Raw genomic sequence first — 21,172 nt, 5'->3', positions numbered from 1 at the left:
TTTCTGTGTATCGATTGCTTTCAATGCATATAGATAATTGTTTTTTACAAGGCAATCCTGCTTTTTTGTTTCAGAGCCGTTCTTATCCAGAAGAATTCTTAAAGCGGTCCGCTCTTTATCCAGAAGAGCTTGATTCAAGGCATCTGCTTTTGGAGACTGGCACGAAATAAGGCTTAGAAAATGAAAGCCCATCCAAGGTTATTCTCTATCATAAGCTTTTGGATTTATGGTGTTATCTGCTGCGATATAGGACTGGGAAATTTGAGTTTCATTTAAGAGTTCAAAATTGAGATCAGGAAAACAATCGGTTTTCATTTGATAAAGGATATTTTTTGAAGTTAGAAAGCTCCTTATCGCCACCATTAGATTTTTTATCATCCAGGTTTTCATTGAAATATTTTGTTCTTTCCGACCGATGGATCTCCAGGCCATTACAAACGCATCCTGCACGATCTCTTCGGCATATTCCTTAGAAGAGGTCACCCGCAAGGCAAGACCAAACAATAAACAGCAATATTCAGAATAAAGATATTCAAAGGCGGCAGGATCATTCCTTCTGATCATTTCACACAATCCTTTGTGATATTGATCATTATCTATTTTTGGGTCATCGGGCATTTTTTAATCTTATTTATGGTCCAGAAATTATTCAGCTAAAGAATAGTTAATAAAATGGATAAAATAAGAGTAAAAGATTATAAATGCCCCAAAACAAAATTTCTCACCTATATTATAAATAATTCAGTTTCCTTCTTACTTTTTTACTAAATATCTATTAGATGATTTTCGTAATACAAATTGTATGCTAATAATTGTGAAGCCTTTACTACAGTGCTTGTCCAAAGCTTTACTGAATCTTTATGACTTGCTGCGGAATCTGTATAAGACATTGTCATTTTCAAAATGTACGAACTTTATAAAGAGAAATATCTTGGCTCCACAAAGAAATGTTTAAGACAGAACAGGTTCGACAGAAACGTTAGATAGGCTCATTTAAGGGATCACTTCTTTATCTCACCCATTTCTCCTCACATCAATTTGTTAAAAAAACATTTATATTTGTATATGTTTTTAATAAATTAAATAAGTAGCCTTAAGATGGTGTATTTATTTATTTTTTATTTAGAAAATTTATAATTTATTGAATGTGTGACCTTAGATGGCAAAAAAAAGAATCTTAATTTTCGACGACGATCAGGCCACCTTGGAAGTTCTTCAGATCGTACTTGTCGAGACAGGTTATGAGATCGAGATCTCAGAGACCTCACACGACATTATTGACCGTGTGTTAGACTTTGTTCCCGATCTGGTATTGATGGACAACCATATCCCCGATATCGGAGGGGTTGCCGCCATACAATTACTCAGGACAAAGAACGAGTTCAATAACATACCCGTACTATTGGTAAGTGCCAGCAGCCAGATCATTTCTCTTAAAAAAGATTCCGGTGCTGATGATTACGTAAGAAAACCCTTCGATCTGGGCGAGCTGGAAACATTGATCGCCAAACATCTTGGTTAATATACCAACACATCAGACAAGATCAGATCAATTGTCTATTGATATACAATAAGAGCTTAAAATAAAACAAATACCCTATTCATCTTTTTAATACCATAGCATTGACTTTCTGCCTTCGAAAAGATGATGTTATTTAAATGGATGTTCCCTATATTAATTACCATCTCATTATGATCAATTATTTTTCTGCCCTGGGCACTGAGGCAATATTTGAGATCCTCAAACAATCCAATGATGCTACGGCCATTTACACCGGGAATGATCTTATCATCCAATTTGCCAATGATGCGATGCTCCAGATCTGGGGAAAGGATGAGACCGTGAGAGGCAAAAGATTTGAAGATGCCCTCCCTGAAATGAAAGGCCAGCCTTTTACTGTACTCCTAAAAAATGTTTGGGATACGGGAGAGATCTACCAGGCACTTGACACGCCCGCTACATTGCTCATCGATGGCGAATTATTGACCTCTTATTTTGATTTTACCTATAAGCCCATCAGGAATAACAAAGGTGAAGTCTATTGCATCCTTCACACTGCGGCCGATGTTACCGAGAGGGTTAAAGCCTGGAACCTTGTCCGTGAAAAAGAAGAGCGTGAACAGCAGATCAATGAGGAACTGGCTGCCGCCAACGAAGAATATATGGCAACCAATGAAGAGTTGAATGACACCAACGAGCATCTGACCAAAACCTATGAGAAACTTGCCGCTGCAGAGATCAGAATGCAGGAAGTTGTTAGAACCACCCCTATTGGATTGGCCTTGCTCAAAGGGAGCAATATGATTATTGAGACCGCAAATCCCGAGATGATCTCCATTTGGGGCAAATCTGAAGATATAGTGATTGGAAACCCTTTGCTGGAAGTTTTTCCGCTATTGAGCGGCCAGGTATTCTCAGACCAGCTTGATCTGGTCTATCGTTCTGCAGAATCTGTATCTATGCAAGGCATCGCATTAGATTCTCGTTATGGCGATCAAATTGAACAAAAATATATAGACATCAATTTTGATCCGCTCCTTGATCCCTTCGGTAAGATGGATGCCATTATGGTGACGGTTCTCGATGTCACAGAAGAAGTGACTTCCAAAAAAGCACTTAAGGCCAGTGAGCTAAAATTACAGGAATATAATGAAGAGCTTACAGCTCTTAATGAAGAGATACAGAGCAACAACGAACAGCTGGAGGCCCTTAATGAGGAATATACAGCAACCAATGAACAGCTTGATCAGGCCAATCATAAAATATACCTGCTCAATGATCAGCTTAAAAAAGAAAACTATGATCTTATTTTTGACAACAAAGACTTTCAGGACAGCATAAAAGACCTTGACAGTTCGAACAAGTTCCTGGAAGTCAGAAATAAGGAATTGAATGACCTCAACGAGACGATACTTGAACTGAACACAAAGCTTTCGGAAAGTGACACAAGCTTTTCAAATCTTATTTCACAGGCTCCTGTAGCGATGATGCTGGTTACCGGCGAAGACTTCATCGTGTCGATGATAAATACCTCGATGCTTGAACTTATTGGAAAAGATGAATCTATAATAGGCAAACCCCTGTTTGAAGAGCTTCCTGAACTGAAAGGTCAGAAAGCTGCAGATATGCTTGTCGAAACCTACGAAAAAGGGATTCCTCACGCCGATTATTCCAATCCTGTACTACTTAACCGCAGGAGCAGTATAGAGAAAGGTTTTTTTAATTTCACTTACACTCCTTATCGGGAGAATGGTAAAATAACCGGTGTTATCGATATGGCGATGGAGGTAACACCACAGGTCACGGCAATCCAGGAAAGAGACCGCATCATTTTGGAGAAAAGTGAACTGGAGGAAACGATCCGAAGCAATGAACAACGTCTGCACAGTATCCTCCAAACAATGGCCGAAGGAGTTGGGGTGACCGATGCCAAAGGACAATTGGTGTATGCCAATCCCATGGCACAGCAGATTCTGGGTCTTACCGAAAGTAAGATAAAGGACAGGACATTTGATGATCCGCAATGGCAAAACCTGAGATTGGACGGCACGCCATTGCCTTCGGAAGAGCACCCAATGTCTATCATGATGAAGACAGGCAAGCCTGTGTTTGACCATGAGATCGGTGTCCAGCCCCCTGACAGGGAACGCTTTTATATCTCCATCAATGCGGCACCACTATTTGATAGTGAGGGAAATCTCTCCGGCGGCATCGGTACCTTTATGGATGTCACGACACGAAGGATGATCGCTCAGGGTAAAGATGATTTTATCAGCATTGCCAGCCACGAACTCAAAACGCCGGTAACATCGCTTAAAGCTTCTTTGCAATTGCTTCAGAGATCCAATGATAGATTATCTGCTGAAACCAGAAACAGGCTTTTGGACCAGGCCGTCAAAAGTCTTGATAAACTCTCCAGACTCATCAATGACCTTTTGGACACCAGCAGGATAGAACAGGGTCAGCTTAAAATTGAGAAAAGTTCATTTTCCATCTCCGAACTCTTTGATGATTGCTGTTCTAATCTGGCACAGACCACTGACCGGAAGATCATTTTTGAGGGAGACATCAATCAGGTCGTAGAGGCGGACAACCAGCAGGTAGGACAGGTGATGGTCAATTTCATCACCAATGCTATCAAATATGCGCCCGACTCCGATATTGTGGTCAATGCCTGCAAAATAAATAATGAAGAGATCAGGGTCAGCGTCGAGGATAACGGCCCGGGAATTCCTGAGCAGAAACTGGCGCATCTCTTCGACCGTTATTACAGGACAGATTATAAAGGACAGAAATTTTCAGGCCTTGGATTGGGACTTTACATCAGCGCAGACATCATTAAAAACCACGGGGGAAAGATCGGTGTTGAAAGCACCTTGGGAGCAGGCAGCAAATTCTGGTTCACTTTGCCATTATAGTTAAAATTTGGGTTATTTAAGTATTTAAAGTTAAAGATTGCAATAGTGACCATGCCTTGGTTTCATTATTGCTTAAACATAATATGAGAAAGATTTATTTAGTAGAAGACGATCAGGCCATTAGAGAGGTTTTGGAAGTATTTTTAAGCCTTGAGGATTTTGAGGTGCATTCTTTTATCTCAGTAGCTGAATTTAAAGAAAGAGATGTTGAAGTAATCCACGATCTGTATCTATTCGACGTGAATCTTCCTGATGGTTCGGGAATAGACCTTTGCCATCAAATCAAAAATGACAGCAAGAACCAGGATGTTCCGGTGATGATCATGAGTGCCCATACCAACCTTCAGCATCTAAAAGATTTTTGCGAACCGGATGAAATGATCTCAAAACCATTTGATATTGATAATCTTTTACAAAGAATACAAGGTGTTATTGATTCTAAGCAGTAAATAATATCAAAATAGGAAACCATTTGAAAAGTTATATAAGTAAATTTTACAAATAAAAATTGAAGAGCATCGACAAAAAAGTGATGCTCTTTTATTTTGAAAAAAATGACAGACTAAAGAAATGATAATAATCGTTTATTTTTGATTCTTCAAACTTTTACATTATTTTTATAATGATTGTGTTGGTACGTTCTGAGTAGTTCCACAGAAATCAATCACTTATTTTTTGCTGTTTAAAAGAGACCATTTCTTAGTTGTAGTTGTTAAATAAATAATATCTTAAATGAGCTTCAATAACTCCTCAGCCACCTTTTCAGAAGAGGCCGGGTTTTGCCCTGTTACCAATCTTCCGTCAACTACAGCATACGGAGCCCAGTCTTCTGTCTTACTATATACTCCACCGTTCTTTCTCAACATGTCCTCTACTAAAAAAGGAACAACATCAGTTAGCTGTACTGCGTCTTCTTCGGTATTGGTAAATCCGGTAACATTTTTGTCCTTTACCAGATAGTCACCGTTTATTTTTACATCCTTCAAAACGCCAGGTGCGTGGCAAACGAATGCTACCGGTTTTTCATTGGTGTAAAAATCAACAATAAGCTGCTGTGAAATTTGATCTTCAGCCAGATCCCACAAAGGACCATGTCCTCCGGGATAAAATACTGCATCAAAGTCTTCACTTTTGACTTCGGATAATTTGTGGGTGTTTTTTAATTTTTCCTTTAAAACCTCATCACTATCCATTCTGCGTGTAGCATCAGTCTGAGATGATGGATCTTCACTTTTCGGATCAATTGGTGGTTGACCTCCTTTAGGAGATGCCAATGTAACTTCAACACCTTTATCAGACAATGCATAATAAGGAGCCGCCAATTCTTCGGTCCAGAATCCTGTCTTTAAACCTGTATTTCCTAATTCATCGTGACTCGTAAGCACGAATAAAACTTTTTTGCTCATTTTAAATTTCTTTAATTTATAATTACAAATTTGATAAGTATTATCCCCCTAAGAAAAGGATCCATATCACTATTTCTATGTGATCCAAATCACATTAATATTATGCCAATCAATTCTAACTTATGCTTATCATAAACAAAGGTTTTGTTTTGCTTTGCTAACTTTAGCGCTATAATAAGATATTCTTCCAGTAGGTAAAATAAAGTAAGAAATAAAATAACATTAAATATTTATTTTATATTACTTTGCATTACATAGTATTAATAAATAAATATATCTTTGTATAAAATTACACCACTATGCAAAGATTATTTTTATTTTGTTTTATCAGTCTCTTTTCGATTACATCGAATGCACAAAATCTGGATCGTACAATTGACAGTCTGATTCAATCTGAATTCAAAGATAATAATGGACCCGGTGGCGCTTTCCTTATCTCACACAAAGGGAAACCGATCTATAGAAAAGCTTTCGGAATGGCCAATCTTGAATTGGATGCTAAGTTAAATACAAACAGTGTCTTTCAGATTGGATCGATGACCAAACAGTTTACGGCAATTGCTATTCTGATGTTGGAGGAACAGGGTAAATTAAAAATTACCGATCCAGTTTCAAAATATATACCCTCTTATCCCAACGGAAATAATATTACCATTCACCGACTTCTGACGCATACTTCAGGTATTAAGGATTTTACAAAAATGAAAGCCTTGCAAGACATTGCTCAAAAGGAAATGACGCCGGAACAGATGGTTGATTTCTTCAAAAATGAGCCGGTGGATTTCGCTCCGGGAGAAAAATTTGAGTATAATAATTCAGGATATGTACTTCTCGGTTATATCATTGAACTGACATCCGGCGAAACATATGAAGATTTTATCCAGAAAAATATATTTGATAAAGTCGGAATGAATAATTCTTTTTACGCCAGTGACAGGAAGATCATTAAAAACAGAGCCTTTGGATACCATAAAAAAAGTTCAGGTTACGTCAACAAAACAGTGATCAATTTCAGTATTCCTTTTTCTTCAGGTTCACTAATGTCCACTTTGGACGATATGTTGAAGTGGCAGAATGCCTTACATCAAAACCTATTATTAAGTTCGAAAGAAGAGACAAAAGCTTTTACCAAATACAAATTGAATAATGGTCAGGAAATAGAATACGGTTACGGCTGGCATTTGAAAAATATTAATGGAATCCCGACTCGTGAACATGGCGGAAGTATTTTCGGATTCAAATCGATGGCGGTTTATATTCCAAGTGAGGACATTTATGTAGTGGGATTCAGTAACTGTGACTGCAACTCCCCTACTCAACTTGTTAAAGATATTGCCAAACTAAGTCTGGAAACTCTGAAGGACAAATAAAATTTAAAAACTAATTTCAATTTTCACGATTCTCTTACTTTCAGTATTAGGACAGGCAAAATATAAAAATGAAAAGTTAACATCGCATTTACACGATGGAAGAGCCGGAAACTATGGAAGCCATTTTAGTTTCAGATATTGAAGATGAATTTACCATTATTCTGTTAGACAATAATTATAACGGGAAAGTTTTTGAAATATCAGATGCCATTACAGCAATACTGAAAGACCAGAAGTATGACTTTCCAAAAAGATATTAGTATAAAAAGATAAAAGACTGCCAAAGTTGTATCTTGCAGTTTATCACAACCATAAAATTTAATAATGAAAGGATCAATATTCACAACAAGCATTTTTCTTATATTTTTAGTATTTTCCTTAAAAACAAATGCACAGATCCCATTTGAACTCAATAATAACGGACACATTATCATCAAAGCAAAGATCAATGGTGTAGAAGGAAAATTCATTCTTGATACCGGAGCGGGTCTGAATGCTATTTTCACTAAATTTTCAAATAAAATTAAAAATGAAAAGACCAACAATTTTTTTGTCGGGCACAGAGCAACCGGTGAAGAATTGAACGTAGACCTCTATAACGCCAAAAGTATGGAAATCAACAATAAAGAATTCAGTAATCAGCAATACACGATTGTGGATCTGGAATTTGGAGACATTGACGGGATGATCTCATTGCAGCCCTTCAGAAATCTACCTATCACGATTGACTATAACCAAAAAAAAATCCTTTTCGACCGATCTACAAAAGGTGAAAAAAGCATTGATATCCAGATAGCAGATTATGCAGGGAAAGCCATCGATATTTTTACGTATGTCGAATTAAATGACCATTTAAAGATTCAAACCTTATTGGACAGTGGTGCCGGAAAAAATTCATTTTGGTTCAGTTCAAAATTGATGGAACCTTTGAAATTGAACAAAGCAGATTTTAAAGCAGTTCCTATTAAAAGCGATTTCAAGAAAGAAAATAATTATTATATCGGAAAACTGTCAAAAATAAATACAATAAATAAACTACGAAAAGTGGAAAACTTAGATGCCGCCTTTATTGACGGACTGATCTATGAAGGGAAAACCAGCATTGACTGGCTGGGTCATATTCTGACCATTGATATTGCCAAGAAGAAAATATTTATTGCTGATTAAGAGCGTCTGACGTAATGAGCTACTGAAAGATTTGAAATCTTTTATATATTTGGTCATGTTAAATTACCCAACCATGCTGGCAGAATTTGCAGATTTTTCTGATGATGAAATACAGTTATTCAATAAAAATATCTTTAAAAGATATTTAGATAAAAATGCGGTTCTATGCAAAGAAGGTGATGTTTCGAAATCCATATTTTTCATTGTTAAAGGCTCATTTTACCAATCTTACTACAATCCTATTCGTGAAGAGCACATTATCACAGACCTTCATCTGGAGAATGAATGGGTCGTCAATCCGGAAAGCCTCGTCAATCAGAAACCTGCAAAAACTACGATCAAGGCCTTTGAAAGTTCCGAAGTGATTGAGCTGACCCCTTGAAAGTCTTCACAAACTTATTGCTATTTCCAATAGATTTCTACAGTTCAACAAGCTTCTTATCTCAAATCCAAAACTGAGTTTCTATGACGAAAATATGACTCCGACTGAGAAGTACAATTATATCCTTAAAACAAGACCTCAGCTGATTCAGACATTTTCACTCTCGATGATCGCATCCTATCTCAAAATAAGACCGGAAACCATAAGCAGAATAAGAGCGAATGTCTCTTTTTGATTTCGATCAAGTGTGGCTTCAGAGTATTATCATCATTTTTGAAGAAAAAATATGATGACAGCAATCATTCCAAAACTACCGATACGAAATAAGGAAATGACCAGAAAATATTACAGCCTGTTAGGATTCAAAGCCACCCAAAATGATTTTGAAGCATACCTGATGATGGTGAAAGATACTATGGAAATCCACTTTTTTGAATTCAGTGAACTTCTACCGAGTGAAAATTACGGTCAGATCTATATCCGGTGTTCAAACATAGATGCGATTTATGATGCTTTTCTTAAAAAAAATATTAACATTCATCCGTCAGGTCATCTGAAACAACAACACTGGGGACAAAAAGAGTTTTCTTTACTTGACCCTGATCACAATCTTATTACTTTTGGACAGTCATTAATATAGATCCTATCTGATGCATGATCGTCCGAAACTTTTGTTCAGAAAAAAGACCAATAGCAACGCTGCAAAATTCCAAGCTGATAGAAAAATGAAACAAATAAGAAGGCAAGTAACCCTATTTCTGGATGATCATTACTCAACGCAAATTGAAACCATCAGGAGAGAATACGATCCTGTCCAGTTTGGTGTGATCAGATCTCACGTAACGCTTTGAATGGAAAATATTATAAACTTTCCAAATGTAATGTAGAAGATCAAATGAATCATTGAATTTGTTACAACCTTTGATATAAGTAAATATATGAATTACTTACCTTGAATACCTTTGTTCTGAAATACACTCAGACTTGCAATCTTATTGTTGGTCCTATTAAAGACAATCTCTACTGAAAAAGATGATACCTCATACAACACAAACTTTAGTTCATTTTTAAAAATTTCATTGATCAATTTACCTTCTGCCATAACAAGTTCATACTGGGATTCCTTGGGCAGATTGTTAAAGTCATAATATGAGATAGCCATGATGATTTTGTTTTTGGATATAATGTATGTTGTTAGTAAGAATGATTGATTATAGTTCACTGATCAGTCGGAAAGTCAAATTGATACGTTCCTTCATAGGTACTGTAGATTTGGCAATACGGTGTTCCCAATTTTCCTGAAGATCACCTTTCATAATGAGAAGCGAACCGTGCGGGAGCGGCAGACTGTATTTGCTTTGATGATGGTCTTTCTTTCTGAAATCAAAGTTCCTGGTCTGTCCAAGACTTATGGATGCTATGACTGGTCTCTTTCCATACCGGCTTTCTTTATCCCTGTGCCACGCCACTGAGTCATTGTTGTCACGATAGAGGTTAAGCAATACGCCATTGAACCGATAACCGAATTCGTTTTCTATTCTCTCTTTCAAGGATAATAACTCCGGAGTCCAGGGGTTGGTAGCTGATGCATTATTATCAGCGGATTCATTGTATTTTGAATCGCCATACCAAGCGGTCAAGCGTGGCGTTATCACCATCTTATCATACATTTTCTGAGTGCGCTGCTCCCAGGGAGCAGTTTTAAGCAGATGGTCTTTTAACCGATCTGCCTCTTCCTCACTTAGGAAATTCTCCCTGTATTCCAAAAGGTCTTTTGGAAACTCATAAAATTCTTCGGCATCAAATAAACTCAACTGACCCATTTTGATTTTTGTGTGAAATATTTATCTTTATCAAATCCCAATTCAATGGGATAATTTTTTTTTCATCATTTGTGTTTTTAGCTTCCCTCCGGGGAAGTTTTTATTCTATTGATTGAGTTTAAGAATTCCGTTCTCCAGATTGCTGATGCTTCGTTTCGCTTCTGCTACGAGATTTTTGAGATTGGCCTCATCAGGGAGCGTATGCGGTTTGTAATCCTGGGGAAGTATCCCTCTTACATAACGCCATACTTCTGCGATATCCTCCAGTGGAATATCGTAAGGTTCGTAAAATGAGTTATCGGCTGATACGGTAATCACCTTTTTGTTCCTTTTCAAAAATGTCTTGTAGGTAATGCCTTCAGTGGTAACAAAGATATATTCTTTGTTAGACTTCAGATCTTCCAGTTTTTCTACGTATTCTCCGATGATGATGGATTGGTCTGCAAAGGGTGGCATAGAATCACCATCCGCTAAAAATGCACGGTATTTTCCGTTTTTTAAGAAAGGCAGCTGCATTTTCTGAAGACCTTCAATGAATTCAGGATCGCTGAATCCTTTCAAGTAACCCATAGAAGCTTTTTGAGGTACGATCTCAATGAAATTATTCCCTTCCGAATCTACTGCTACAGGAAGCAATATCTTATTTCCGGGCAGATTGACCATCTTTTCCAATGGATATTTCCTGATATCGACCGTGACCAAAAGGTCGATGCTGATATTATAGTATTTGGAGATTCGAACCAATACCTCAATGGGAGGTTCTGCATTTCCATATTCGTATGAAACGTATCTTGATCTTGTAAGAATGAGTTCGTCCGCCAGCTTATGCTGGGTTAGATTTTTTTGACCTCTCAAAAACACGATGTTATCTGCAAAAATTGACATTGTCATAATTTATGACAACAAATATACAAATTTTGTTTAAAAACGTGACTAAGTTTGCAGAATGGAAAGAGCAATTGCACATATGGACCTGGACACATTCTTTGTCTCCTGTGAGCGGCTGAAAAACTCCGTCCTGGAGAAACAGCCTGTGATCATTGGAGGTGGGGACCGTGGTGTGGTGGCATCATGCTCCTATGAGGTTCGGAAATTTGGGGTGCGTTCAGCGATGCCGATTAAAATGGCATTAAGGCTATGTCCTGAGGCAAAGGTCATCAAAGGAGATATGGAATACTACTCCAATATGTCGCATCTGGTGACCCAGGTCATTCAGGAAAAAGTACCGGTGCTGGAGAAAGCCAGTATCGATGAATTCTATCTTGACCTCTCAGGAATGGATCAGTTCTTCGGATGCTTTCAATGGACCAACGAAATTGCAGATGCTGTTCAGAAAAATACAGGACTTCCGATCAGCTTTGCAATTTCAACGAATAAAACAGTTTCAAAGATCGGGACAGGAGAATCAAAACCCATAGGCAGATTTGAGGTAAAGGGAAAAGAAATTCAGCATTTCTTAGATCCGTTATCCATAAAAAAAATCCCGATGGTCGGCACAGAGACCTTCAATCTGTTCTCCAGGCTAGGCGTTAAGACGATAAAAACCCTATCTGAAATGCCTGTAGAGGTCCTTCATCAACTGATCGGAAAAAATGGAACGGTACTTTGGAGAAAAGCCCATGGCATCGATGATACACCCGTAGTGCCCTATTCGGAACGAAAATCAATATCCACTGAAGATACATTTTCTGAGGATACGATCGATGTTCATCAGATCAGAAGCATTTTGTCGGGAATGGTCGAAAAGCTGGCCTATCAGCTAAGGCAGGAAAAATGGTTGACCTCTACCGTCACCGTCAAGATCAGGTATTCCAACTTTGACACAGAGACAAAACAATGCAAGGTTCCATACACTTCTGCCGACCATACTCTGCTCAGAGCTGTTCTTGAATTGTTTAATAAACTATATACCCGTAGAATGAGGATCCGTCTAATAGGCATCCGCTTCACCGGTCTTGTGCACGGGAGTCATCAGATGAACCTTTTCGAAGATACCGAAGAATTGATCTCCCTTTATCAGACCATGGACAGGATCAAGAACAGATTCGGGACTTCCAGCGTCGGAAGGGCATCAGGGTTTTTAAAATAAATCAAAATATACCATCTGCTATGTTTCTCAATTGCCATTCTTATCACAGCCTTCGTTACGGCACCATTTCCATTGAGGATTTGGTACGGAAGGCTGTGGATCTGAATATCAGAACACTGGCCTTGACAGACATCAATACGGTGACCGGGATCTATGATTTTTATAGGCTTTGTGAAGAGAATCATATCAAACCTATCGTAGGGGTTGACGTCCTTGTTGAAAATGAACAATATTACATTTGTCTTGCTAAAAATGCTAAAGGTATTGCGGAGACGAACCGGCTTTTGACAGATCATAACTGTGAAGGAATTGAGATCCCTAAAACGAATCCTTCCCTTGAAAATACTTTGGTCATCTATCCTTTGGAGAATATTCCTGAGTGTTTATTAGAACATGAGTTCATCGGTATAAGAGAGAATGAATTGAACCTCTTGGTAAGGCCTGAGCTGAAAAAAATGATTGACAAGATGGTCATTCTCCATCCGGTAACCTTTAATGGGACTGAGGAATATGAGCTGCACAAGATCTTAAGGGCGATCGATGGAAACACTTTGATCAGCAAGCTCACAGAAAATGACCATTGTCAAAATACCGAGACGTTTGTTGATAAGAAAAAGCTTTTAAGTGCTTATAAAATTTATCCCCAGATCATTGAGAACACAAAATATCTGGTCAACAGCTGCAGTTTTGATTTTGATTTTTCCACGCCTAAGAACAAGAAGCATTTTACAGACAGCAGGGAAAATGATTTTAAGCTGTTGAAAGAATTAGCCTATATAGGTCTTGAAAGAAGATATCCTGACGGTGATGCTGATGCCAAGGCAAGGGTTGAAAAAGAATTGGGCGTTATTAATCAATTGAATTTCTGCGGGTATTTTCTGATCACTTGGGATATCGTCCAATACAGCAACCAGATGGGATTTATGCATGTCGGCCGGGGAAGCGGCGCCAACTCCATCGTGAGTTACTGCATTGGGATCACGGACATATGTCCCTTGGAACTGGATCTTTATTTTGAAAGATTTTTGAACCTCAATAGGAAGACTCCTCCTGATTTTGACCTGGACTGGAGCTGGAAGAACCGGGATACTATTCTGGAATATATCTTTGACAAATATGGAAAAGACCATGTGGCCTTTTGCGGAACCAATGTGGAGTTCAAAAGCAGGTCAAGATTCAGGGAGTTGGGGAAAGTATTTGGATTACCCAAAGAGGAATTGGATCAGCTTTCTAAAAAAACCAGAGATCAGCATGACCAGAATTCCATCGTTCACGAGATCTATAAATATGAAAAATTACTTATAGGCTTTCCCAATCAGAGAAGCATGCATTCCTGCGGTATCCTGATCTCCGAGGAACCGATTACCAATTATTCTGCCTTGGAGTTCCCTCCAAAAGAATTTCCGATCGTCCAGTTCGATATGTATACAGCAGAGGATATAGGCCTTGAAAAATTTGATATCCTTTCCCAGAGAGGCTTGGGAACGATAAAAGATACGGTCAAGCTTATTGAGGAAAAAAGAGGCATTACCGTTGATATTGAAGATACAAGAATTTCGAAGAATGAGGCCAAGTGCAATGAATTTTTAAGTATCGGAAAGACCATCGGTTGTTTCTATATTGAATCTCCCGCCATGCGGGGTTTATTAAGGAGATTGAAATGTGAAAATTATAAAGTATTGGTTGCGGCATCTTCCATCATTCGTCCCGGTGTGGCACAGAGCGGAATGATGCGGGAATATATCTTTCGCCACAACCATCCCGACCAGTTTGAATACTTCCATGAGGTCTTTGAAAAAGAACTCGGTGAAACCTATGGGATTATGGTATATCAGGAGGATGTCATTAAAATCGCATTGCATTTCGGAGGTTTGTCTGCTGCTGACGGGGATGTTCTTCGAAGGGCGATGAGTGGTAAAGGTCGATCATTATCGGCATTGCAAAAAGTCAAAGACCATTTCTTTGAATCATGTAAAGAACTTGGACATCCTGAGCAATTGTCCCAGGAAGTGTACCGGCAGATCGAATCCTTTGCGGGCTATTCATTCTGCAAGGCCCACTCTGCTTCCTATGCAGTGGAAAGCTATCAGAGTCTCTATTTAAAGGCCTACTACCCTATAGAATTTATGGTGTCTGCCATCAACAACGGTGGTGGGTTTTACAGAATGGAAGTGTACGTCCACGAGGCCAAAATGTCTGGGGCCACCATTCATAATCCTTGTGTCAACCTTAGCGAATTTCAGACGACGGTCTATGGAACAGATGTTTATTTAGGCTTGATGCACATTGAAAAACTGGAAGCAACGACTAAGCAGTTCATTCCTGAAGAAAGAAAAAATAATGGGGACTACAGGTCGCTTGAGGATTTTGTTAAAAGAGTTTCGATCGGTATCGAAACATTGCAGACGCTTATTTTCATCGGGGCTTTCAGGTTCACTGGGAAACAAAAGCATGAGTTGCTGATTGAAGCCAGATTTCTATTCTCAAAAGGCCAGCATAAGACCAAGATTATTTCTTTATTTGATGAACCTCAAAAGGATTACCAGCTACCTCTTATTCATAGGGACAAATTTGAAGATGCATTTGATGAGATCGAAATATTAGGTTTTACGGTCTCCAATTCCATATTCGATCTGCTCAAAACAAAATACAGAGGTCATATTCTGGTCAAAGATCTCCTTAAATACCATAAAAGGCAGGTCAAAATGCTGGCCTATCTGATCTCAAGAAAACACGTTCCCATCAAAAAGAAAAACCATCCCGGTAAAAAAGATGATATGTATTTCGGGACCTGGATCGACGCCGAAGGACAGTATTTTGATACCGCCCATTTTCCGGACAGTCTTAAACAATTCCCTTTTAAAGAAGGTGGCATTTATCTTTTGCTGGGAACCGTAGAGGTCGATTACCATTTTCCGACAGTCACCATTACCAAGATGGCAAAGATGCCACTCATTCCTGATCCCCGATATTCTATGGATCAGGAAAAATCATTGGAGATCGAAAGAAGCCTTCGGGAAGATGTGAGTATGACCTCCCGTAAACCTTATCCTCAACAGCATGAGATCGGGCTTCCCAGACAGAGAATGTGAACATAACGCCAAGTGGCTGATGTGCGGATTTCCTCTTGAACTATCCGTATAAGGCAATTTCGGGAGAAAGACTTTGTACCTCTAAAAGACCAGATCAAATATCCGTGGTGGTGATAGCAGTCTCATAAACAATAAAAGTCGTACAAGTACAAAGGAGATAGTTCGCCTTTGTACTTTGAGATGTGGAAAATAGGAGAAATTTTATTCACTGCCATGCCTGCACATGCAAACAATAGGACTAAATTTCACCTCACTTAATGACTAACTTTTACTTGAAGGGATTAAGGATCTTAGCAGAAGGTCCATTGCCGCCTTTTTGATCTTATTTTCTGTATCGCTCATTTTATTGATTTTAAAATAGCAGACGGCAGTAAAACCACAAGTTGCTATGACAAGAAAAAAATTTAATATTGTTCGATTTTGCTATCCATTCAACCGGATTTGCTGCCATCCTCCACCAAGGGAACGATAAAGGTTCACGAGAGCATTCAGTTTCTGAAGTTTGATATTGGCCAAGCTCAATTCCGCCTACAACTTGTTGTTTTGAGCTGTGATGACATCAAGATAAGTGGCCATACCGGTTATGACAATCCATAAGAGCAAAGGTCTGGAATATCATACAGTTATTTTTATCGGCTTGGAAGATGGCGCTTTTTGGTCATTTCAACAGCAACCGGATGAAGATAAGTGTACACTTTTTGTCGCTCTGTCAAGAGCAAAAGAGCGAGTAGCATTTACATTTAGTAAGAAAAGAGTTGGTCGTTTTGTATTACAGGATCAATCAATAAAAAATATTAGCGTAATTCTTGAAGAATTGCAAAAATCGGGTGTAGTTGAAATGGCTGCAAAAAAACTAACAGTTTTTGATTACATCAGTTGCACATATAAATATACTAAATGTCTTGCTTTTTTACTCTTCCAGTGAATGTCAATAATTTTATATACATCGGTAAGACAGGCACAGTCAACTTTGTATTAATAATGCCACTAATTATTTTTTTCAATTTTTAAAATTAAATTGCATAGGACATAAACTAAAAGAAATTATTGATAAAAATGAGTTTTGCGATTCTTTTTTAATTTGACTTAATCGAACAAAATCATCAATAAAAGTATTTGAAGATACACTCGTCTTGGTCACAAACAGCCAAAAGGCGCCAACTGAAGACAGTTAGCATCTTTTTTAATTAGAAAAATATTTAATTACATTTTCATTTTTTTATAGAATTACCTTTCCCTAACCACTCTTTCATTCCACCCGAAAAATTTTTCACATTCTCAAAACCATTGTTCTTTAGAACCGAATATGCAATAGTGGCTCTGTCGCCACTTTGACAATGGATGACAATCTGCTTACCACGGGAGATTTTATCAAGATTGTCTTCTAAAGTTCCTACAAAAACATTTTCCGCATTTTCAATATGAGCGGTTTCGTACTCGGTTTTGTTCCGTACATCGATTACCAGAACATCTTCTCTGTTTAGATAAGTTTTAAATTCTTCAATATTTATAATATCGGCGGTCTTCAAATCCAAACCAAGACTTTCTACCTTATCGATATAACCCATCATCTGATCCATACCTATTCTCATTAACTTTCGGGTAAGATCTTCCATTTGTTCATCCTTAGCAACTAAAATAAACGTTTCAGAATAATCTATAATCCATCCCATCCACGTTGAAAACGAATTGTTTCCTTGAATATTGATGCTTTCAGCGAGAAAGCCTTTTGCGAAATCTTCTTTATTTCTCGTGTCAATTATTTTAACGCCGCGACTGTAAGCATCCAAAAATTCTTCCTTAGAAAGTTTTTGATGTTTGGGAACTTCAATGAGTAAAGGTCTTTCCACTTTATTAAGCTTTTTCATCATTGCAAAATACTTTGGTGGCTCAGGTTGGTCGTCCAACAAATATTCGATAAATCCAGTTTCATTATCTTCATATTGAAAAGCCCAATTTCTGATTTTTTCATACCCAACTGTAGAACTTGGAACAGCTCCCAAAGACTTTCCACAGGCTGAACCCGCGCCGTGTCCCGGCCAAACCTGAATAAATTCCGGAAGTTTACTGAAATCCAGTAAAGAATGATACATTTCTTTTGCTCCTTGTTCCTGAGTTCCTGTTATTCCGGCTGCTTTTTCTAACAAGTCCGGTCTTCCAATGTCGCCCACGAAAATAAAATCGCCTGTAAATATCATCACAGGTTCATCTGCTGCAGGATGGTCGGTCAATAAAAAACTGATACTTTCAGGAGTGTGTCCCGGTGTATGAATCGCTTCTAAAGTAAGGTTTCCCACTTTGATGGTATCTCCATTTGTTAAGCCGATATGTGGAAATTCATATTGCCAATCTTCACCGCCTTCATTAGAAAGATACATTTTTGCTCCTGTAACTTCGGCAAGTTCCCTTGAACCTGACAAAAAATCTGCGTGTATATGAGTTTCTGTAATATGCTTTATGCTCAAATTATTTTCTTTGGCAATCTGAAGATAGGTGTCTATATCTCTTTTGGCATCAATAACTAATGCTTCGCCTTTTGCCTGACAACCGATTAAATAACTTGCCTGAGCAAGGCTTTTATCATAAATATGCTGAAAAAACATAAATTATTTTTTAAGATTAAATTTTAAATTTATTTGACAAATTTCGGAAATACGTAAAAGTCCTACCGCTACTTTTGTTACATAGAGAGTTAGTTACCGTAATAAATGAGAATATTCAAATACTAAATCAGTCTCTAAAATGAATGTTGCTAAATTTAATTCAATGAGGTAGTTTTTCTCTGAAATATCCATAGACCCAAGTTCCCATAACAGCACTGAATAAAGTTACCGTTACTGCCAAAGCGCCGGTTCCAATTTGCGCAAAAAGTGGTCCGGGACAAGCTCCCGTAATTGCCCATCCAAATCCGAAAATCAATCCGCCATAGATCTGTCCTTTATTAAATTTCTTTGGAGCTATGGAAATTTTTTCGCCATCAATAGTTTTGATATTAAATCTTTTGATGATTAAAACTGAAATCATTCCGGTAAGAACGGCACTTCCAATCACGCCATACATATGGAACGACTGCAAACGAAACATCTCCTGAATCCTGAACCAGCTGATGATTTCGGCCTTCACAAAAACAATTCCGAATAAAATTCCGACAATCAGATATTTCAAGTTATGATACCATCTCTGCCTCATATTTATTTCGGTACTACAGTTATCATCCTGTTGATCTATATTTTTTTCTTTAGTCATTTTTATTTTAATTTAAAGTGAAAGGATGAGAGGCAAAATAACATTCGCCATCAAAAAACCTCCTGCCATAAAACAAATGGTTGCGACCAAAGATGGCCATTGAAGATTGGAAAGCCCCATTATTGCGTGTCCGCTGGTACATCCGCCCGCATAACGGGTTCCGAAACCAACCAAGAATCCGCCAACAACCATTACGATAAAACCCCGCAGTGTCATTAAACTTGCAAAATTCATCAGCTGTAATGGAACAAGATTACTGAAATCTGTAATTCCGTAGGTTGAGAGTTCGGCTTTGAGATCTGGATTGATCGTGATTTGCTCCGGATTCATCAAAAATTGCGAAGCGATGATTCCCCCCAGTAAAATTCCGAAAACGAAAAATAAATTCCATAGTTCTTTTTTCCAGTCATATTTGAAAAAATTGATGTTTGACGGAATACAAGCAGCACAGATATGCCTGAGAGATGAACTGATTCCGAAAGATTTGTTGCCCAATATGAGCAGTGCCGGAACGGTAAGGCCTATTAACGGACCTGCAACATACCACGGCCAGGGTTGCTTTATGATTTCTAACATATTGTATTATTTTTTATTTAATTCTTACAGCAATTGCACTTGTAATTTATCATTATTTTAAGAAAAACTCACGTACAATAATATAAATTCCCATCCCCAGTACAAACCATCCGAAAATAGGTTTAAGCTTTCTCCCATCAACTCTTTTGGATATTTGTGCTCCAATAATGATTCCTATGATGGCAATAGACGTGATGGATGTCAATAATTTCCAATCGATATTCCGATGGTTCATCGTAGAAAAAAAACCGATGAGGGAGTTTAAAGAAATAATGACCAAAGAAGTTCCGATTGCCACTTTCATAGGGGTTTTAAGAAGATTGACCAAAGCCGGGATAATCATAAATCCTCCTCCTGCACCAACCAAACCCGTCAAAATTCCTACAACCGACCCCTCACCTGCGATTAAAAGTGTATTTTTTCTGGTGGAAATGCATTTTTCCATATGTAATTCTGTACTTTTTTGAATCATTTTGTAAGAGGCTAGAATCATTAATCCGGCAAAAATGAGTAACAGAAAAATATCTTTTGTGATAACTAAACTACTGAATCTAACAATCTCATCAGGAATTAATGGCAGGATATATTTTCTCGTCAAAAAAATTGAAATGATGGAAGGAATTCCAAAAAGTAAAACAATTGTAAAATTGACAAAACCCTTTCTAAAATAAGAGATTGAACCTATGACGCTACTTACTCCGACGATGAATAGTGAATATTCTGTTGCCAAAAAAGCATCAATCCCAAAAAGATATACCAAGACCGGCAAAGTAAGAATACTTCCGCCACCTCCTATTAATCCTAAAGAAATACCTATTAAAACTGAAGCGATATATCCAAAAACTTCCATTCATTTACTTATTAGAATACAAAATTGTCAATATCATAAAAGATACACCGCTACTTTTGTTACATAAGGAAGTCTGAAAGTTTTGAACAAGATTTTTAGGGGAATTATACAATCATTTAGATTGTTTCCAAAAGGATAATTTTATTTCTTCCTAATTTAAGCTTTCCGGAATCTTCAAGCTGTTTAAGCAGTCTGGAAACCACGACACGGGCTGTTCCAAGTTCGTTGGCAAGCTGTTCGTGCGTAATGATTAAAGTATTTGCATTCAGAATCTCGGATTTTTTATGCAGAAGATTAAGAAGCCTTTCATCTACTTTTTTAAAGGCAATGGCATTGATGATATCCAATAATTCCTCAAAACGTTTATGGTAAAGCCTGAAAATATAATCCAGCCACTCAGGATATTCTTTTATGAATAATGAAACTTTATCCACTGGTAGGAAAAGAATTTCGGTATCTTCTTCTACTTCCGCTTTTACAATACTTTTTTCGTTATGCATCCCGCCAAGAAAAGACATAATGCAGCTTTCGCCCGCTTTTATATAGTACAGAAGAATCTCTCTCCCGTCTTCTTCTGTCCGCATCACCTTCATCATCCCTTTCATTACAATCGGAATTGAACGGATGGAAGAATTTTCATCTAAAATAATGTCGCCTTCTTTATAGCTTTTTAGAACTCCACTTTCATAAAGTTTTTCAATTAGTTCTGATGAAGAAATAAATTCAGATTCTAAGATTGATTTTTCCATTTG

General features: G+C 37.8%; 20 protein-coding genes. 11 read left to right on the top strand and 9 right to left on the bottom strand.

Annotated elements, in window-relative coordinates:
- Positions 1–198: 198 nt before the first annotated feature.
- A complete protein-coding gene (locus ACED20_RS00830; protein WP_294332898.1) occupies positions 199–618 on the bottom strand; it encodes an RNA polymerase sigma factor in 420 nt (139 codons plus the stop codon).
- A gap of 541 nt (positions 619–1,159) precedes the next feature.
- Here ACED20_RS00830 and ACED20_RS00825 point away from each other — a divergent pair.
- The 3 genes from ACED20_RS00825 (at position 1,160) to ACED20_RS00815 (ending at position 4,868) form a co-directional block, all read left to right on the top strand.
- Positions 1,160–1,522 (top strand): response regulator, encoded by a 363-nt coding sequence (locus ACED20_RS00825; protein WP_294332900.1) that lies wholly within the window; start codon positions 1,160–1,162, stop codon positions 1,520–1,522.
- Positions 1,523–1,692: 170 nt separating this feature from the next.
- On the top strand, positions 1,693–4,419 hold the full coding sequence (locus ACED20_RS00820) for a PAS domain-containing protein (protein ID WP_294332902.1): 2,727 nt from the start codon (positions 1,693–1,695) through the stop codon (positions 4,417–4,419).
- Positions 4,420–4,502: 83 nt separating this feature from the next.
- On the top strand, positions 4,503–4,868 hold the full coding sequence (locus tag ACED20_RS00815) for a response regulator transcription factor (RefSeq protein ID WP_294332904.1): 366 nt from the start codon (positions 4,503–4,505) through the stop codon (positions 4,866–4,868).
- Positions 4,869–5,147: 279 nt separating this feature from the next.
- Here ACED20_RS00815 and ACED20_RS00810 read toward each other — a convergent pair whose 3' ends face one another.
- Entirely contained in the window at positions 5,148–5,825 is a 678-nt protein-coding gene (locus ACED20_RS00810) for a type 1 glutamine amidotransferase domain-containing protein (RefSeq protein ID WP_294332906.1), read from the bottom strand.
- Between the two features lie 299 nt (positions 5,826–6,124).
- Here ACED20_RS00810 and ACED20_RS00805 point away from each other — a divergent pair, with 299 nt between their 5' ends.
- The 5 genes from ACED20_RS00805 (at position 6,125) to ACED20_RS00785 (ending at position 9,384) form a co-directional block, all read left to right on the top strand.
- Positions 6,125–7,195: a serine hydrolase gene (locus tag ACED20_RS00805; protein ID WP_294332908.1), complete on the top strand. Its 1,071-nt coding sequence runs from the start codon at positions 6,125–6,127 to the stop codon at positions 7,193–7,195.
- A gap of 113 nt (positions 7,196–7,308) precedes the next feature.
- Positions 7,309–7,455, top strand: a complete 147-nt coding sequence (locus ACED20_RS00800; RefSeq protein WP_378103270.1) for a hypothetical protein — start codon at positions 7,309–7,311, stop codon at positions 7,453–7,455.
- A gap of 64 nt (positions 7,456–7,519) precedes the next feature.
- Complete coding sequence (locus ACED20_RS00795) at positions 7,520–8,362, top strand: aspartyl protease family protein (RefSeq protein ID WP_294332912.1); 843 nt, start codon at positions 7,520–7,522, stop codon at positions 8,360–8,362.
- A gap of 55 nt (positions 8,363–8,417) precedes the next feature.
- The gene (locus tag ACED20_RS00790) at positions 8,418–8,744 is read left to right on the top strand and encodes a Crp/Fnr family transcriptional regulator (RefSeq protein ID WP_294332913.1); all 327 of its coding nucleotides are present in this window, start codon (positions 8,418–8,420) and stop codon (positions 8,742–8,744) included.
- Between the two features lie 286 nt (positions 8,745–9,030).
- Positions 9,031–9,384, top strand: a complete 354-nt coding sequence (locus ACED20_RS00785) for a VOC family protein (protein WP_294332915.1) — start codon at positions 9,031–9,033, stop codon at positions 9,382–9,384.
- Positions 9,385–9,955: 571 nt separating this feature from the next.
- Here the strand turns inward: ACED20_RS00785 and ACED20_RS00780 are convergent.
- Positions 9,956–10,567, bottom strand: a complete 612-nt coding sequence (locus ACED20_RS00780; RefSeq protein WP_294332917.1) for an alpha-ketoglutarate-dependent dioxygenase AlkB — start codon at positions 10,565–10,567, stop codon at positions 9,956–9,958.
- 105 nt (positions 10,568–10,672) lie between these two features.
- Positions 10,673–11,452, bottom strand: a complete 780-nt coding sequence (locus tag ACED20_RS00775) for a LexA family transcriptional regulator (RefSeq protein WP_294332919.1) — start codon at positions 11,450–11,452, stop codon at positions 10,673–10,675.
- A 61-nt stretch (positions 11,453–11,513) separates the two neighbouring features.
- On the opposite strand from ACED20_RS00775, the gene dinB reads away from it, so the two are divergent.
- From dinB to ACED20_RS00760, 3 genes are all read left to right on the top strand, one after another.
- Complete coding sequence (dinB, locus tag ACED20_RS00770; protein ID WP_294332921.1) at positions 11,514–12,656, top strand: DNA polymerase IV; 1,143 nt, start codon at positions 11,514–11,516, stop codon at positions 12,654–12,656.
- A gap of 20 nt (positions 12,657–12,676) precedes the next feature.
- Positions 12,677–15,748, top strand: a complete 3,072-nt coding sequence (locus tag ACED20_RS00765) for a DNA polymerase III subunit alpha (protein WP_294332923.1) — start codon at positions 12,677–12,679, stop codon at positions 15,746–15,748.
- A gap of 583 nt (positions 15,749–16,331) precedes the next feature.
- Positions 16,332–16,673, top strand: a complete 342-nt coding sequence (locus tag ACED20_RS00760; protein ID WP_294332924.1) for a 3'-5' exonuclease — start codon at positions 16,332–16,334, stop codon at positions 16,671–16,673.
- Positions 16,674–16,959: 286 nt separating this feature from the next.
- On the opposite strand, the gene ACED20_RS00755 is transcribed toward ACED20_RS00760, so the two are convergent.
- The 5 genes from ACED20_RS00755 to ACED20_RS00735 form a co-directional block, all read right to left on the bottom strand.
- On the bottom strand, positions 16,960–18,351 hold the full coding sequence (locus tag ACED20_RS00755; protein WP_294332926.1) for a rhodanese-like domain-containing protein: 1,392 nt from the start codon (positions 18,349–18,351) through the stop codon (positions 16,960–16,962).
- 160 nt (positions 18,352–18,511) lie between these two features.
- The gene (locus ACED20_RS00750) at positions 18,512–18,937 is read right to left on the bottom strand and encodes a DUF6691 family protein (RefSeq protein ID WP_294333116.1); all 426 of its coding nucleotides are present in this window, start codon (positions 18,935–18,937) and stop codon (positions 18,512–18,514) included.
- Positions 18,938–19,006: 69 nt separating this feature from the next.
- Positions 19,007–19,570 carry a YeeE/YedE family protein gene (locus tag ACED20_RS00745; protein ID WP_294332928.1) on the bottom strand — a complete coding sequence of 188 codons (564 nt, stop codon included), beginning with the start codon at positions 19,568–19,570 and terminating at the stop codon, positions 19,007–19,009.
- A 52-nt stretch (positions 19,571–19,622) separates the two neighbouring features.
- The gene (locus ACED20_RS00740; RefSeq protein WP_294332929.1) at positions 19,623–20,420 is read right to left on the bottom strand and encodes a sulfite exporter TauE/SafE family protein; all 798 of its coding nucleotides are present in this window, start codon (positions 20,418–20,420) and stop codon (positions 19,623–19,625) included.
- A 116-nt stretch (positions 20,421–20,536) separates the two neighbouring features.
- Positions 20,537–21,169 carry a Crp/Fnr family transcriptional regulator gene (locus tag ACED20_RS00735; RefSeq protein WP_294332931.1) on the bottom strand — a complete coding sequence of 211 codons (633 nt, stop codon included), beginning with the start codon at positions 21,167–21,169 and terminating at the stop codon, positions 20,537–20,539.
- Positions 21,170–21,172 lie beyond the last annotated feature (3 nt).

The sequence above is a fragment of the Chryseobacterium sp. sg2396 genome (assembly GCF_042610505.1).
Lineage (GTDB): Bacteria > Bacteroidota > Bacteroidia > Flavobacteriales > Weeksellaceae > Chryseobacterium.
Note: the sequence above shows the minus strand (reverse complement) of the source record. Positions and strands in the feature narration are given on the sequence as shown.

Excerpts from the sequence above, each read along its gene's own strand:
- ACED20_RS00800 (WP_378103270.1), top strand. The coding sequence starts at position 7,309 with ATGGAAGCCATTTTAGTTTCAGATATTGAAGATGAATTTACCATTATT.
- ACED20_RS00765 (WP_294332923.1), top strand. The coding sequence starts at position 12,677 with ATGTTTCTCAATTGCCATTCTTATCACAGCCTTCGTTACGGCACCATT.
- ACED20_RS00745 (WP_294332928.1), bottom strand. The coding sequence starts at position 19,570 with ATGTTAGAAATCATAAAGCAACCCTGGCCGTGGTATGTTGCAGGTCCG.
- dinB (WP_294332921.1), top strand. The coding sequence starts at position 11,514 with ATGGAAAGAGCAATTGCACATATGGACCTGGACACATTCTTTGTCTCC.
- ACED20_RS00795 (WP_294332912.1), top strand. The coding sequence starts at position 7,520 with ATGAAAGGATCAATATTCACAACAAGCATTTTTCTTATATTTTTAGTA.
- ACED20_RS00790 (WP_294332913.1), top strand. The coding sequence starts at position 8,418 with ATGTTAAATTACCCAACCATGCTGGCAGAATTTGCAGATTTTTCTGAT.
- ACED20_RS00785 (WP_294332915.1), top strand. The coding sequence starts at position 9,031 with ATGATGACAGCAATCATTCCAAAACTACCGATACGAAATAAGGAAATG.
- ACED20_RS00760 (WP_294332924.1), top strand. The coding sequence starts at position 16,332 with ATGACAATCCATAAGAGCAAAGGTCTGGAATATCATACAGTTATTTTT.
- ACED20_RS00750 (WP_294333116.1), bottom strand. The coding sequence starts at position 18,937 with ATGAGGCAGAGATGGTATCATAACTTGAAATATCTGATTGTCGGAATT.
- ACED20_RS00815 (WP_294332904.1), top strand. The coding sequence starts at position 4,503 with ATGAGAAAGATTTATTTAGTAGAAGACGATCAGGCCATTAGAGAGGTT.
- ACED20_RS00740 (WP_294332929.1), bottom strand. The coding sequence starts at position 20,420 with ATGGAAGTTTTTGGATATATCGCTTCAGTTTTAATAGGTATTTCTTTA.
- ACED20_RS00830 (WP_294332898.1), bottom strand. The coding sequence starts at position 618 with ATGCCCGATGACCCAAAAATAGATAATGATCAATATCACAAAGGATTG.
- ACED20_RS00775 (WP_294332919.1), bottom strand. The coding sequence starts at position 11,452 with ATGTCAATTTTTGCAGATAACATCGTGTTTTTGAGAGGTCAAAAAAAT.
- ACED20_RS00755 (WP_294332926.1), bottom strand. The coding sequence starts at position 18,351 with ATGTTTTTTCAGCATATTTATGATAAAAGCCTTGCTCAGGCAAGTTAT.
- ACED20_RS00820 (WP_294332902.1), top strand. The coding sequence starts at position 1,693 with ATGATCAATTATTTTTCTGCCCTGGGCACTGAGGCAATATTTGAGATC.
- ACED20_RS00805 (WP_294332908.1), top strand. The coding sequence starts at position 6,125 with ATGCAAAGATTATTTTTATTTTGTTTTATCAGTCTCTTTTCGATTACA.
- ACED20_RS00735 (WP_294332931.1), bottom strand. The coding sequence starts at position 21,169 with ATGGAAAAATCAATCTTAGAATCTGAATTTATTTCTTCATCAGAACTA.
- ACED20_RS00810 (WP_294332906.1), bottom strand. The coding sequence starts at position 5,825 with ATGAGCAAAAAAGTTTTATTCGTGCTTACGAGTCACGATGAATTAGGA.
- ACED20_RS00780 (WP_294332917.1), bottom strand. The coding sequence starts at position 10,567 with ATGGGTCAGTTGAGTTTATTTGATGCCGAAGAATTTTATGAGTTTCCA.
- ACED20_RS00825 (WP_294332900.1), top strand. The coding sequence starts at position 1,160 with ATGGCAAAAAAAAGAATCTTAATTTTCGACGACGATCAGGCCACCTTG.